This is a genomic window from Variovorax humicola, from assembly GCF_037889915.1.
Lineage (GTDB): Bacteria > Pseudomonadota > Gammaproteobacteria > Burkholderiales > Burkholderiaceae_C > Variovorax > Variovorax humicola.
Map to the genome: position 1 here is coordinate 589,618 of NZ_JBBKZV010000002.1, position 12,454 is coordinate 602,071.

Below are 12,454 nucleotides of genomic sequence, written 5' to 3' on the forward strand. Positions count from 1 at the left end.
TACGAGAGCACCGTGTCGTGCCACATGGTGCACCGTGCCGCGGTCAGCGAAGTGTTCCTTACTGGGGCGACCCGTTGCGACGACATGCACTTCCAGTGCACAGCGCAGCTGCCACGCGCTCACAGCTACTTCAGCGACCACCAAAGTGGTCTACACACTCCTTGCAGCGCCGCCACTCTGGCAGTCACTGGTCAAGGATCCATCCCGCATTCCTGACACCGTTGAGGAATTGCTGCGCCTCATTCCATTGGGCACGAACTCGACCTTCCCGCGTGTGGCGGGCGACGACGTGGATGGTTCTTGGGGGCGCATCAATGCCGGCAGCGTGGTCTACCTCGACGTGTTTGCTGCCAACCGTGACCCAGCGGTTTTTGGCGATCCCCTCGCCATCGTGCCTGGCCGCAACGGCCCGAAGCACTTGCAGTTCGGGTACGGGATGCACCACTGCATGGGGGCGGCGCTGGCCCGCATGGAAATAGTCACTGTCCTGGAGATCCTGGTTGCCCGCTTGCCCGGCCTGGAACTCGCAGTTCCGGCCGTCGAGGTGCCTGGGGTCCACGGAACCATCTTGCGGCGCCCAGCTGCCCTACCGGTACGTTGGCCCTCCCTTCGTTAAACCAGACAAGAATGCAATAACACATCATGAACAAATCCGTTACCAGCAAAGGACTGCTGGTGGTCATCCTATTGGCAATCTTCGTTGTTCCCAGCTCGATATCCGGCACCGCCGTAGCGCTGCCCGCGATCGGGGTAGACACCCATGCGTCGCTTACAACTCTGCAGTGGGTCGTCAACGCCTTCAACCTAACTTTTGCATGCTTTACTTTGGTCTGGGGTGCATTGGCAGACGCCTTCGGCCGCAAGCGCTGCTTCATATTGGGGGCCGTGCTCTATTCGACTGGATCGTTGCTATCGGCAATGGCCGACAGCCCGCTGGTATTGGATCTGGCACGGGCGCTGGCTGGCGTGGGTGCCGCCGCGATCTTCTCTTGCGGCATCGCTTTACTGTCTACCCACTTCGACGGGGCCGCGCGCATGCGCGCGTTCGCGATGTTCGGCACTGTGGCAGGACTCGGGGTCAGCCTCGGTCCGACGCTTTCCGGTCTGGTGCTCGACAATTTCAATTGGCGCGCAATCTTCTGGTGGCATACCGGCGCCCTAGTGCTGGTCCTGCTGGGCAGTCCGCTGATTCATCGCGACAAGCAACGTGCGCCTATTACGTTCTCGCATTTCGACGCACTTGGCTCCCTACTGTTCATCCTCGCTCTCCTGGCCCTCATGATCGCTATCGTGCAGGGATCGCAGTGGGGCTGGGGCAGCCACGGCGTGCGCGCCCTGATTTTCAGTTTTGTCGTGCTTCTAGCTGTATTTGTCTGGCAGGAAAAGCGCCACCGCCAGCCGATGCTCGATCTGTCCTTGCTGGCCAATCGGAGGTTCGTCGGCATGGCGTTGGTGACTGTGGCGGCCTCTTTCGGATTCGTGACTCTGCTAACCTATTTGCCCAGCTATCTTGTGAGTGTGCTGCGCCTGGCTCCCACCGAGGCGGGGCTAACCATGCTGCTGCTGACCCTGCCGATGTTGGTTTGCCCGATATTGGCCGGCAGACTGGTGACACACGGTGTTTCGCCTACCGGCGTACTCAATACCAGTCTGCTGTGCCTGCTGGCCGGGATTTCGTCGCTCGCAATTGCGAGCCATCCTGGCATGCCGCTGTGGCAGTTGGCCATGCCATTGCTTCTGGTCGGGGTCGGGATGGGGCTCTCGGCCGGACTAGTGGATGGCATGGCTCTCAAGGCGGTCCCGGAAGAGAGAGCAGGCATGGCGGCTGGTCTGCTCAACACCTTTCGTTTGGCCAGCGAAGCGATTGCGGTTGCCCTCTACGGTTCGCTGTTGGCCACTCTGCTCGGAGAGCGTTTGCGCGGCCCCCTGTCCACCTTCGCGAAAAATGACGATGTCCTACTCAACTGGATCAACAACGTGGCGGCGGGCAACCTCGACACCCCTGTGCTCGCGGTGGCCGCGGAGAAAGCCGAACTGATGCGAGGCATGTTGATCGGTGGCTACGACAACGCCTTCCATATTGTGCTGTGGGCGATCGCCTCCATCCTCACTGCTCTTCTGGCCCTGATTGCATGGCTGCTGATTCGGCCGCGCAAGGCGCTGGTGGGGGTGCCTCAGCCCTTCTGAGCGAATGTCCATCGGCTCGGCGGCCAGTCAGCCGGCTTGAATCTCGATCACGGCAGTTGGCTCATCGAGGCTGCGAAGTCGGCCATGACCTTCCCGCGCTCCGATTCGCGCTTCATGTAGGCGGTAGGCGTGAGCCCCGACCAGCGGCGAAAGGCGCGCGCGAACACTTTGTCGGACTCGTAGCCGGCCGTCTCGGCAATCTCGGCCAACCGGCAGTTGCCCGTCTCGAACTGCTCGGCGGCCAGCGCCATGCGATGGTCCGTGAGATAGCCGATCGGTGTCGTGTCCATCAGGTCCTTGAAGCGTTCGCTGAAGCTCGACCGCGACATGGCGGCTTCCCTCGCCAGCAGTTCCACTGTCCATTTCTTCCGGGGCTCCAGGTGGATGCGCGTGAGGGCGCGTGCGATGGCCGGATCGGTCAGGCCGCGCAGCCAGCCCGCGTCCTGGACCGTGGCCTTGCCCAGGCGTTCGCGCAGGATATTGACCAGCAGCAGTTCGCCCATTCGCGCCGCCGATACGCGCCAGCCCGGACGGCGCGCCAGCGTTTCCACGATCAGCGACTGCATCGTCGTCGCAAGGCAACCCGCCAGCGGCAACTCCCGCTCGCGGATGTGGATCAACGGCGGCAGGATGCCGAAGACCGAATGGCGCGTGTAAGCCGGAAACCACATGAGCACGGAGAACATCTCGGTGAGCGCGCCGCCATCGCCGCCATGACTGAACACGAGCGGGTTCTCGTCCTTGGGGCCTTCGGCATGTTGCGCGATCAATCGGGCGAATGCATGGACCGGCGCCCCGAGTTCCGACGCCACGAGGTGCGGCGCGCCCATCGGCAGCATCGTCAGGTCGCCTGCGTCGACGCGGACGGGCGCAGCCCCGTCGAGTTGCAGCCACCAGGGCGCACCGCGTGACATCCGGATCATGACGCCCGAAACGCCTGCCGAGTGAAGTGCCCAGGGGCCCGTCAGCTTGAAGTGCGCGGTCACCGCGCGCTGGGCACGGCAGTTGGACAAAACCTCGCTCAATGCGTCCATGGCGTGCTCGGGATGCGGGCAACGATGTGGACGAATGGTGACCAGAAGCGGCGTCCCGGCGGTTGAGCGCGCCGCCCCCCGATTGAACAATCCATCACTGACCTGAAAGACCTCATCTTGCTTGCACCTCCGGTGCGCTTCATGCCCGGCACGCATCATAAGAAAGTCCATCCCGGGCGCAGTTCCTTCCGATACGTGACTCCTTCCAAATCCTTCGAGAGACAGACCATGAATTCATTGAAGATCGGCGTCGTTGGCGCCGGAATCGGCGGCCTCGCGGCAGCCAACGCACTGCATCAGGCCGGCCACGATGTGGTGGTGTTCGAACAGAGCCGGCAGTTCCTGCGGGTGGGCGCGGACATCAACCTCACGCCGAATGCCGTGCGCGCGCTCGACGGCCTGGGCAGCAGCATCGCCGCCGCGGCCCGTGCTTCGGGGGCACGGCCGACGCACCGCATCAGCCGCACCTGGGACAGCGGCGAGGAGACTTCGCGACTGGCGATGGGCGACGAGGCCGAGCGCAAGTACGGCGCACCACAACTGACCATCCACCGCGCCGACCTGCTGGCCGCGCTGGCCGATGCCTTCCCGGCCGAGCGCGTGCAGTTCGGCAAGCGCGCACAGGCCATCGCCGAGCAGGCCGATGGCGTGTCGATCCGGTTCACCGATGACAGCGAGCCGGTGAAGCTCGACGTGCTGATCGGAGCCGACGGCATCCACTCGGTGGTGCGCACTGCGATGTTCGGCGCCGAAAGCCCGCGCTTCACCGGCGTGGTCGCATTTCGCGCAGTGGTGCCGACCGAGCGTGTGAAGGGCGTGCCCAATATCCAGGCCTTTACGAAGTGGTGGGGCCCGACGCCGGAAAGCCAGATCGTGACCTTCCCGCTCAATCAGGGTCGCGACACCTTCATTTTTGCGACCACCGCCCAGGATTCGTGGCATGAGGAGTCATGGACCACCGAAGGCAGCGTGGCGGAGTTGCGTGGCTTCTATGGCGATTTCCACCCCGATGCGCGCGCCCTGCTCGAGGCCTGCGACAGCGTGCTGAAGACCGCGCTGTACGAGCGCGATCCGCTCTCGCGCTGGTCGAGCGCGCACATGACGCTGGTTGGCGATGCCTGCCATCCCATGATGCCCTTCATGGCGCAAGGCGCGGGCATGGCGATCGAAGACGGCGTGGTGCTGGCACGCAGCCTGGCGGGCATCGACAAGCCGGCGCAGGTCGGTGCCGCGCTCGCGCGCTACGAGGCGGCGCGGCTGGCGCGAACCAGCCAGATCCAGGTAGGTTCGCGCGGCAACAACTGGCTGCGCGAGGGAGGCAATGCCGACTGGGTCTACGGCTACGACGCGTGGGGCGTGCCCCTGGAAATCGCGTCGATGTGAAGCCATCGTGGCGGGGCTTTCCGGGCGGGAAAAAGCCCATCGAGCCTCGCCCGGACTCAGGTCATGTGCTACAGCCCCGCAGCCTTGAACGCGCCCACGGTGCGTTCGTTCGCCAATTCCGCCGAGGATTGGTCATAGTGCTCCCCGCCGACCCGCGCGAACGCGTGGTCCTGGCCGGGATAGACATGCAGCGTGATGTTCGGTCGACCCGTGAGCGTCTTCACGATCTTGTCGCGCGCCTCGGGCGGGCAGAACTTGTCGAGCTCGGCGATGTGCAGCACCAACGGTTTCTTGATGTTTTCGGCCTCGGCCAGCGCTGCGTCGATGCCCACACCGTAGTAGCCGACGGACACGTCGGTGTCGGTGCGGCAGGCCGCGAGGTAAGCCAGCTTGCCACCGAGGCAGAAGCCCATCGTGCCGACCTTCGCGTTCTTCACCTCGGGGCGGCTGCGCAGGGTTGTGATCGCGGTCTGGATGTCCTCCACGCCCTTGGCCTCGTCGAAGCCCTGGTAGTAGCCGAAGGCGCGCTGCCAGTCGGCTTCGGTGTAGCCCAACTCGACATTCGGCTCCTGGCGCCAGAAGATGTCGGGCACAAGCACGACATAGCCCTTGGCGGCGAACGAATCGGCCACCTCGCGCATCGTCTTGTTGACGCCGAAGATTTCCTGCGCGATCACGAGCCCCGAGCCGGTGCCAGAAGGCGGCAATGCGAGGTAGCCGCGGAAGGTGCCGCTGCCATCAGCGGCTTTCATGTCGATGTACTGACCTGCCATAGGGTTCTCCTGAGTGAAGTGGCGCATGCTGCGCTCCTACAGTTTAGAAGTAGAGAAAGAGACCACCATGAACATCCAGAAGTCCATCGCCCTCGTCACCGGTGCCAACCGCGGAATCGGTCGGGAGCTTGTGCAACACCTGCTTGCCGCCGGTGCGCAGAAGGTCTATGCGACTGCGCGCAACACCGACACGCTCGGCGATCTCGTCAAGGCGCATCCGGGACGGCTCGAAGTGCAGACCCTCGACATCACGCGCCCCGAACAGATCGCGGCAGTGAAGGCGCAGTGCCTCGACGTCAATCTGCTGATCAACAACGCCGGCATCAACCGCCACCAGGGCTTCCTCGCGGCAGAGTCGCTCGAGCATGCGCAGGCGGAAGTCACGACCAACTACCTCGGCACGCTCGCGATGTGCCGCGCCTTTGCGCCGCAACTCACGGGCGACGGCGCGATCGTCAACATGCTGTCGATCCTCGCAAAGGTCACCATTCCAGGCATGGGATCCCTGTGCGCGGCCAAGGCCGCGGGCCTGCGCATGACCGAAGGCGTGCGCGCCGAACTGGCGGCGCGCGGCGCGCTCGTCATGGCCGTGATGCCCGGGGCAGTCGATACGGAGATGAGCAAGGACTTCAAGGGGCCCATGTCGTCTCCCGCAGAAGTTGCGAAGGCCGTGCTGGCGGGTCTCGAGCGCGGCGACGAGGATGTCTATGTCGGTGACTTTGCCGACTGGATCAACGGCGGGATGAAGGACGACCCGAAAGCCATCGAGCGCGAACTGGCCAAGTACCTGCCGGGTTGAGATCGATCGGTTTTCGGGCCGCCCCGGGGCGATGCGGATCGTGTCCCGCGTCGAAGGCATCGGCCTCGCCACGAATCGCGCGGCTGTCTAAACTGCCGGCACGACAAGGAATGGGTGATCACCAATGTTTTCACAAAGAAGCGCGCGGCGCGCATGGCCCCTGATGCTCGCGGCAGCGGTCTGCCTGCTGGACGCCTGCGCGACCAAGGCGCCTGCGGTCTCGCAGGACCAGATCGCCGCCATCCTCTCGAGCCCCGATCGCACCGGCCCCGACCGCACCAACGACCTGCGGCGCAAGCCCGCCCAGATGCTCGCCTTCATCGGCGTGCGTCCAGGCATGTCGGCGCTGGACGTGAGCGCGGCCGGCGGCTACACCACCGAGTTGCTCGCACGCGCGATCGGGCCGACCGGCGTGGTCTACGGGCAAATGCCGCAGCGCGATCCCGGTCGCGCGACGCCGTCGCCCACCGCACCGGAGGGTGTGTCCGGCGGCGTGGCCGCGACGCCGAATCCGGCAGCCGCGCCGGCCGCTCCCGCCGGTCCGCGCCCTTCCGCCGTCGCGCTGGCCGATCGCAGCGCCAGGCTGAAAAGTGCCAATGTCCTCGCCGCGCCGATCATCGCCGTGCCGCAACGCTTCGAAGACCCGGCGCCGACTGCGGTCGCCAGCGGCGGCCTCGACCTGGTCACGCTGATGTTCAATTACCACGACCTCGGCTTCCTGGGCGTCGACCGTGCGCAGATGAACCGCGCCATCTTTCGCGCATTGAAGCCGGGCGGGATGTTCGTCATTGCAGACCACGCCGGGCGGCCGGGCACCGGCATTTCCGAATCCGGCACGCTGCATCGCGTGGAGGAATCGTTCCTTCGCGGCGAAGTCGAAAGCGCCGGCTTCAAGCTCGTGGCCGAAGGCTCCTTCCTGCGCAACCCGAACGACCCGCGCGACAAGAACACGCCCGAGCCGCTTCAACCCAAGGACGAATTCGTCCTCAAGTTCATCAAGCCATGACCATCGAGATCCCGCGCGAGGCGCGCCAGCAGGCCATCGCCTTCGTCGAGCGCTATTTCAACGAGCACATGGAAGAGCGCATCGGCAACATCGCGGCCGGCGCGCTGCTGGGCTTCTTCCTCGAGGAGGTCGGCCCACTCGTCTACAACCAGGCCGTGGCCGAAGTGCAGGAGCGCTTGCAGGCGCGCATCGCGGAAATCGACATCGAAGTCCACGAGGACCCGTTCCTGTACTGGCAGAAGTACGACAAGGCGAAGAAGTCAAGATGAGAGCCAGCGCAGCAAGAGCGCGTTGACCTCGTCGGCCCGCTCGTACTGCGCCCAATGGCCGGCGCCGTCGATCACCACGCCCTCGCGATTGGCATGACCTTCGACCAGGCCGGCCACCAACGGCCGCGGGTCGGCGGTCACGTCGAATTCGCCCCACACCAGCAATTGCGGGCATGCCAGCGCATCGAGCGCCGCCTGCAACCCACCCGCGAGCGACACGTCCTTGCTGCGAAAGCGCGTGCCGTGGCACGAGATGTCGTGAATCTCGAAGGCCAGCGCATCGAAGCGCTTGTCGTGCAGCATCAGCGCGCCGAGGTTGTGCTGCAGCGCCGCGCGCTCGTCTTCGCGGTTGACGGACTTTCGCCAATTGATCATCTCGATGCTCAGCCGCCGAAGCGTGGCGTGACCACCGCTGCCCATCAGCATGAGTCGATCGATTGCGCCGCGTTGCACGGCGAACCGGGCGGCCGTCAATCCACCAAATGAGAATCCGCCCAGGCTGATCGGCGTGCCGGCGCCGATCAGCATGTCGAGCGTGCCGCCCAGCGCCCGGAGCAGCGGCGCAATGGCAGCCTCGCCCGGCGCAGGTGCAGGCGGCTTGTCCGACTCGGCGAAGCCCGGCATGTCGGGGAGCCACAGCGTTCGCTCCGCCGCAATGGCCTCCACGTTGCGCAGCCAGTGCATCCAGCTCCCATGGCCGCCATGCAGCAGCACGACCGGCGGCTTGCTGCCGTCAACCCCGAAGCGTCGCCAACGAACCCGCACGCCTTCGTGCACCGGGTCTTGCCGGGTTCCGAGCGCATCGATGCGCTCGATGATGGCGCGCGCGCCCGCGTTGGAATCGGGTGGGAAGTTCATCATGGCAGCATGCGTTGCAGTTCCTTTTCGCGGTCCAGTATCTGGTGCTTGAGCGCGCCGAGCACGTGCAGTGCAAACAGCACGTAGAGCAAATTGCCCAACCAGAGATGCACCGCGCCGAAGAGGTCGTGCAGTCCTTCCTTCGACAACGGCTCGATCGCCATGATCCAGCGAATGCGCGGCCACTCGAACAGGCCGAAATACTGCATCGGATGCGTTGCTGCATCCTTCCACGCCGAGTCATGCATCCAGCCCGACAGCGGCAACAGGAACATCACCCCGTACAACGCCCAGTGCGCCAGATGCGCCGCGACACGCTCGAGCCGGCCGTAGCCTTGCGGCATCGCGGGCGGCTCGTGGGTGGCGCGCCAGAGCAATCGCAAGATCGCCAGGCCCAGCAAGGTGATGCCGATGGACTTGTGCGTGTCCACGATCGGCCGCACCCACTCGTCGCGCACATTCTCGGCAGAAAGGCCCAGGATGACATTCAGCACCATGAGCACCGCAATCACCCAGTGCAGGATGATGGCGGGCTTCGTATATCGATCGGGGATGGAAGGCATGAGGAATCTTTTGGCGTGGGCGGAGTCTGTCAGCATTGTCCCGGGTCGGGATATTTGTCGAAACCATAACCTCTAGTCCCGCTTACCCTTTCGATCGACCGGGTCCAATTCTTGAAAGACTCCCTCCAGCGCGCCTTTGCCGCAGCCTCCCCGCGACTGGCGCCGCCTCCTACGCCGGCGCGCAGCCGTGCTCATCCACGGCAGTGTGCTGCTGCTCTGGATCGGGCTGTTCAGCATGGCGTTCATGGCCGGCGGCGTGTGGAGCTGGTCGGTCGGCGTGGCCTACGTGGCCTACGACACCGCGCTGCTGCTGTTCACCGCATGGGCGACCTTGCCCATCCTTCGGCCAACACGCGCCACACCGGCGAGCACGCGCCCGTGCACGGTCGGCGTGATCGTCGCGTCGCACAACGAAGCCGCGGTGTTGCCCGTGACCCTGGCCGCCCTGCTCGGCCAGACCGACCCGGCCGACCAGATCGTGATCGCGGACGACGGTTCCACCGACGGCACGGCCGAGCTGCTGCAAACACGCTACGGCCTCATCGCACCCTTGTTGGGCGAACTGAGCGCGGCCAGCGCGCTGCATCCGTCGCTTCACTGGTTGCGCCTGCCGCACAGCGGCAAGGCCCGCGCGCTGAATGCCGCGATGCTGTGCATTCGCACCGACACCGTATTGACGGTCGACGGCGACACGCTGCTCGACGACAAGGCCATCGCCGCGGTGCGCCGTGCCTTCTCGGCGGAACCCGGACTGGTCGCCGCCACGGGCGTCATCACGCCGGTGTGCAGCCGCAGCTTGAGCGGGCGCTGCTTCCAGTGGTTCCAGACCTATGAGTACATCCGCAACTTTCTCTCGCGCTATGCGTGGATGCGGCTCAACGGGCTGCTGCTGATCTCCGGTGCCTTCGCCGGCTTCCGGCTCGATGCGGTTCGTGCCGTGGGCGGCTTCGACCCGGATTGCCTGGTGGAAGACTATGAACTCATCCACCGCCTGCATCGCTATGCCGAGGCTCATGGCCTGCCGTGGCGCGTGCGCGTGCTCGGCGACGCCCAGGCGCACACCGACGCACCGAGCAGCGTGCCATCGTTCCTGCGGCAGCGGCGACGCTGGTTCGGCGGGTTCCTGCAGACGCAGTACCTGTACCGCGCGATGGTCGGCGACAGGCGCTACGGCTGGCTCGGCACCTTGATGCTGCCGGTGAAAGCGGTCGACACGCTGCAGCCGCTGTATGGCCTGGCCGCTTTTTTCCTGCTGCTGGTGTACATGGCGCGCGGCGACCTCGGCATCCTTGCGCCCGTGGCCGGCGTGATCGGCGCGAAGATCGCGCTCGACCTGGCGTTTCACCTCTGGTCGGTCTTTCTCTACCGGCGCTGGGTCGGCAACGACAGTGAGACCGGGTTGTTTCAGGCTTTCATGGCCGCGCTGGTCGAGCCTTTCAGCTTCCAGATACTGCGGCACACGGGTGCGGCGATGGGGTGGTGGGTGTTCCTGACCGGCAACCGAAGCTGGGGGCGGCAATCACGCGCCGGGCTGCGGGCGCGGGACGAGGAGGAACGGTCGAACCCGGGCGACGATTGAGACCGTCCTTGCCCGGTTGATCAGCCGTTCGCCGCAGCCCCGAAGCGGAAGCTCGACACCACCAGGCCGCCCATGAACGCGTCCTCGTGATACACGCGCGTTCCCTCTTCCGATTCCGCCGCGCCGACCGCGACCATCAGCGGGATCAAGTGTTCTTCCCGCGGATGGGCCACTCGTGCCGCCGGCGCCGCCGCCCAGTTGGCCAACTCTTGCGCACGACTGCCCGGCGCGCCCTGCACCACCGCCTCGTCGAGCCAGTCGTCGAAGGCCTTTGACACGTCGTGCGCCTGCGGGCCGAAATTGCGCAGGTTGTGATAGCTCAGGCCGCTGCCGATGATGAGCACGTCTTCATCGCGCAGCGGCGCCAGCGCGCGTCCCAGCGCGAGGTGCTCTTTCGGATCGAGGCCTCGGCGCAACGACAGTTGCACCATCGGCACCTCGGCATCCGGGTAGATCGCGGCCATCGGCGAGAAGGCGCCGTGGTCGTAGCCGCGCTGCGCATCGATCGAGGCCGGCAGGCCAGCGCCTTCGATCAACGCCTTTATGCGCAGTGCCAGTTCCGGCGCGCCGGGCGCGTCGTAGTGCACCTGGTACGTGTGCGCCGGAAAACCGCCGTAGTCGTAGATCATCGGCGGCTTCGGGCTCGCTTGCACCGTGAAGGCAGGCTCTTCCCAATGGGCCGACACCATCAGGATGGCGCGCGGCTTGCGGCCGATCTGGCGCGGCATGTCGGCGAGCGCGGCTTCGAGCCTGGCATAGGCGTTGCCCATCTCCTTCTTCATCCAGGGCCAGGGGCCGCCGCCGTGCGAGATGAAGTAGGTCGGCAAGCGTGAATTCGTCGTTGAGGTCATTCTGAATATCCTTGCCATCGAATGTAGTGATTTCCCATGCAGAATTCGAGAGGCATCTATTCAATGGTTTGTTTCTCCATGGGAAAGCATCGATGGACCGCATGACCAGCCTGCGCGTGTTCCGCGAGGTCGTCGACTCGGGCAGCTTCACCGGGGCGGCCGAGCGGCTGGCCATCTCGGCACCGATGGTCAGCAAGCATGTGGCCCAGCTCGAGAAGTCGCTCGGCGCACGTTTGCTCAACCGCTCCAGCCGCCACCTGAGCCTGACCGAGGCCGGCTTGGCCTGGTATGCGCAGAGCGGCCAGGCGCTCGACCTGCTCGATGCCGCGGAGGCCGCCATCGGCCAGCGCAACGAAACGCCACGCGGCCAGCTCAAGGTGAGCGCGCCCGTCTGGTGTGCCACGCCGCGCTTCGCCCGCGTGCTGGCGGACTATCGCGAGCGCCACCCCGAGGTGCTGGTCGACATGCATCTGGAAAATCGCAAGGTCGACCTGGCCGCGGACGGCTATGACCTTGCATTGCGCGCGACCCACGAGCCGTCGCCGGCACTCATCGCGCGGCCGCTTTGCAAGGTGCAATTCCACCTCGTTGCCGCGACGGAATACGTCAGGCGCGCCGGCAGGCCGGCAGCGCCCGCCGATCTGGCAAGGCTCGGCGCCATCGTGCCGAGCTACGTGAACATCGAGGGCCTCTCGCTCAAGGCCGCGGGCGGCCGGCAGGCGCCGCTGCGGCTGTCGCCGGTGCTGCGCTCCGACGACACCACGCTCACGCTGCATGCGGTGCGCGCCGGCATGGGCATGGCCTTCCTGCCGGAGTGGCTGGTGGATGACGACCTGACGGATGGCCTCCTCACCCGCCTGGTGCCCGACTACACGGCGCCTGCGATCACACTGTTCGCGGTGTACACGAGCCGGCAATACATGGCACCGAAGCTGCGGAGTTTTATCGATTTCCTGGCGGAGCGGCTTTCGGCGTCGGCGCCTTGATGCGCAGACGCAATTGCGCCGGTGGCACGGTCATCTGCATCGCCCGCATGCAGCGCTCCAGGCGACCCTCGCGACTCGACAGTTTCTGAATGGCCTTTGCAAGGTCGCTGTCGATGCTTTCGCCGCAAGCATTCGTGGCCTTCTCGCGTGACTGCTTCAATAGCCC

At 65.4% G+C, this 12,454-nt stretch carries 12 protein-coding genes and 2 pseudogenes; 9 read left to right on the top strand and 5 right to left on the bottom strand.

Features of this window, described 5'->3' with window-relative positions:
* Positions 1-24: 24 nt before the first annotated feature.
* The 3 genes from WKW80_RS37285 to WKW80_RS06640 are packed head-to-tail and all read left to right on the top strand — an operon-like array spanning position 25 to position 2,187.
* Positions 25-216: an AfsA-related hotdog domain-containing protein gene (locus tag WKW80_RS37285; protein WP_422822862.1), complete on the top strand. Its 192-nt coding sequence runs from the start codon at positions 25-27 to the stop codon at positions 214-216.
* Positions 146-616 (top strand): cytochrome P450, encoded by a 471-nt coding sequence (locus WKW80_RS06635; protein WP_340362750.1) that lies wholly within the window; start codon positions 146-148, stop codon positions 614-616. Before WKW80_RS37285 ends, WKW80_RS06635 begins: the two co-directional genes overlap by 71 nt.
* A 26-nt stretch (positions 617-642) precedes the next feature.
* Positions 643-2,187 carry an MFS transporter gene (locus WKW80_RS06640; protein ID WP_340362751.1) on the top strand — a complete coding sequence of 515 codons (1,545 nt, stop codon included), beginning with the start codon at positions 643-645 and terminating at the stop codon, positions 2,185-2,187.
* 47 nt (positions 2,188-2,234) lie between these two features.
* Here WKW80_RS06640 and WKW80_RS06645 read toward each other — a convergent pair whose 3' ends face one another.
* Complete coding sequence (locus WKW80_RS06645; protein WP_340362752.1) at positions 2,235-3,221, bottom strand: AraC family transcriptional regulator; 987 nt, start codon at positions 3,219-3,221, stop codon at positions 2,235-2,237.
* Between the two features lie 228 nt (positions 3,222-3,449).
* Between WKW80_RS06645 and WKW80_RS06650 the strand changes: the two genes are divergently transcribed.
* Positions 3,450-4,604 carry an FAD-dependent monooxygenase gene (locus tag WKW80_RS06650; protein WP_340362753.1) on the top strand — a complete coding sequence of 385 codons (1,155 nt, stop codon included), beginning with the start codon at positions 3,450-3,452 and terminating at the stop codon, positions 4,602-4,604.
* 77 nt (positions 4,605-4,681) lie between these two features.
* Here the strand turns inward: WKW80_RS06650 and WKW80_RS06655 are convergent.
* Positions 4,682-5,377: pseudogene (locus WKW80_RS06655) on the bottom strand (dienelactone hydrolase family protein); the annotation flags it as partial.
* A gap of 25 nt (positions 5,378-5,402) precedes the next feature.
* Here WKW80_RS06655 and WKW80_RS06660 point away from each other — a divergent pair.
* The 3 genes from WKW80_RS06660 to WKW80_RS06670 all read left to right on the top strand — a co-directional run bounded on the left by WKW80_RS06660 (position 5,403) and on the right by WKW80_RS06670 (position 7,451).
* Complete coding sequence (locus WKW80_RS06660) at positions 5,403-6,176, top strand: SDR family oxidoreductase (protein ID WP_340362754.1); 774 nt, start codon at positions 5,403-5,405, stop codon at positions 6,174-6,176.
* Positions 6,177-6,300: 124 nt separating this feature from the next.
* Positions 6,301-7,182: a class I SAM-dependent methyltransferase gene (locus tag WKW80_RS06665; protein WP_340362755.1), complete on the top strand. Its 882-nt coding sequence runs from the start codon at positions 6,301-6,303 to the stop codon at positions 7,180-7,182.
* On the top strand, positions 7,179-7,451 hold the full coding sequence (locus WKW80_RS06670) for a DUF2164 domain-containing protein (RefSeq protein WP_340362756.1): 273 nt from the start codon (positions 7,179-7,181) through the stop codon (positions 7,449-7,451). Before WKW80_RS06665 ends, WKW80_RS06670 begins: the two co-directional genes overlap by 4 nt.
* Here WKW80_RS06670 and WKW80_RS06675 read toward each other — a convergent pair.
* Together WKW80_RS06675 and WKW80_RS06680 are read right to left on the bottom strand one after the other, a co-directional pair.
* Positions 7,443-8,312, bottom strand: coding sequence for an alpha/beta fold hydrolase (locus tag WKW80_RS06675; protein WP_340362757.1), 870 nt, complete (start codon positions 8,310-8,312; stop codon positions 7,443-7,445). The two genes, WKW80_RS06670 and WKW80_RS06675, sit on opposite strands and share 9 nt — an antisense overlap.
* Positions 8,309-8,872 (bottom strand): cytochrome b, encoded by a 564-nt coding sequence (locus WKW80_RS06680; protein WP_340362758.1) that lies wholly within the window; start codon positions 8,870-8,872, stop codon positions 8,309-8,311. Before WKW80_RS06680 ends, WKW80_RS06675 begins: the two co-directional genes overlap by 4 nt.
* 111 nt (positions 8,873-8,983) lie before the next feature.
* On the opposite strand from WKW80_RS06680, the pseudogene WKW80_RS06685 reads away from it, so the two are divergent.
* Positions 8,984-10,451: pseudogene (locus WKW80_RS06685) on the top strand (glycosyltransferase family 2 protein).
* 20 nt (positions 10,452-10,471) lie between these two features.
* On the opposite strand, the gene WKW80_RS06690 reads toward WKW80_RS06685, so the two are convergent.
* Complete coding sequence (locus WKW80_RS06690; protein WP_340362759.1) at positions 10,472-11,302, bottom strand: DODA-type extradiol aromatic ring-opening family dioxygenase; 831 nt, start codon at positions 11,300-11,302, stop codon at positions 10,472-10,474.
* A 92-nt stretch (positions 11,303-11,394) separates the two neighbouring features.
* Between WKW80_RS06690 and WKW80_RS06695 the strand changes: the two genes are divergently transcribed.
* Complete coding sequence (locus WKW80_RS06695; RefSeq protein WP_340362760.1) at positions 11,395-12,288, top strand: LysR family transcriptional regulator; 894 nt, start codon at positions 11,395-11,397, stop codon at positions 12,286-12,288.
* Positions 12,289-12,454: the final 166 nt, after the last annotated feature.

Excerpts from the sequence above, each read along its gene's own strand:
- WKW80_RS06690 (WP_340362759.1), bottom strand. The coding sequence starts at position 11,302 with ATGACCTCAACGACGAATTCACGCTTGCCGACCTACTTCATCTCGCAC.
- WKW80_RS06645 (WP_340362752.1), bottom strand. The coding sequence starts at position 3,221 with ATGGACGCATTGAGCGAGGTTTTGTCCAACTGCCGTGCCCAGCGCGCG.
- WKW80_RS06670 (WP_340362756.1), top strand. The coding sequence starts at position 7,179 with ATGACCATCGAGATCCCGCGCGAGGCGCGCCAGCAGGCCATCGCCTTC.
- WKW80_RS06640 (WP_340362751.1), top strand. The coding sequence starts at position 643 with ATGAACAAATCCGTTACCAGCAAAGGACTGCTGGTGGTCATCCTATTG.
- WKW80_RS06675 (WP_340362757.1), bottom strand. The coding sequence starts at position 8,312 with ATGATGAACTTCCCACCCGATTCCAACGCGGGCGCGCGCGCCATCATC.
- WKW80_RS06695 (WP_340362760.1), top strand. The coding sequence starts at position 11,395 with ATGGACCGCATGACCAGCCTGCGCGTGTTCCGCGAGGTCGTCGACTCG.
- WKW80_RS06660 (WP_340362754.1), top strand. The coding sequence starts at position 5,403 with ATGCTGCGCTCCTACAGTTTAGAAGTAGAGAAAGAGACCACCATGAAC.
- WKW80_RS37285 (WP_422822862.1), top strand. The coding sequence starts at position 25 with ATGGTGCACCGTGCCGCGGTCAGCGAAGTGTTCCTTACTGGGGCGACC.
- WKW80_RS06650 (WP_340362753.1), top strand. The coding sequence starts at position 3,450 with ATGAATTCATTGAAGATCGGCGTCGTTGGCGCCGGAATCGGCGGCCTC.
- WKW80_RS06665 (WP_340362755.1), top strand. The coding sequence starts at position 6,301 with ATGTTTTCACAAAGAAGCGCGCGGCGCGCATGGCCCCTGATGCTCGCG.
- WKW80_RS06680 (WP_340362758.1), bottom strand. The coding sequence starts at position 8,872 with ATGCCTTCCATCCCCGATCGATATACGAAGCCCGCCATCATCCTGCAC.